A 310-nucleotide genomic window follows, 5' to 3' on the forward strand; every position below is an offset into this window, starting at 1 on the left:
CGGTTGGCCGAGACCGGCGAGACGCAGGTGTCGCGCACCGATGCCGATGTGCGGCTTCTGACCAAGACCGGCCAGACGGTCGCTGGCTACAACGTCCAGATCGCCGTCGACGATGCCCACAAGCTGCTCGTGGCGAGCGAGGTGGTCAACGATGGCAACGACGCCGGCCAGCTCCACCCAATGGCGCGGGCGGCGCGCGAAGCCCTGGCGGCCGAGACGCTGACCGTGGTGGCCGATGCCGGTTACTACAACGGAGCCACGCTGAAACGCTGCGAGGAGGACGGCATCGTCGCCTATGTGCCGCCGGCCG

General features: G+C 69.0%; 1 protein-coding gene. It reads left to right on the forward strand.

What is annotated here, in order from left to right; genetic code table 11:
• Positions 1–27: 27 nt before the first annotated feature.
• Positions 28–310 (forward strand): transposase (locus A33M_RS03535; RefSeq protein WP_192814086.1); only part of this gene is annotated, 283 nt, incomplete at its 3' end.

This window comes from Rhodovulum sp. PH10 (assembly GCF_000293785.1).
Lineage (GTDB): Bacteria > Pseudomonadota > Alphaproteobacteria > Rhizobiales > Xanthobacteraceae > Rhodoplanes.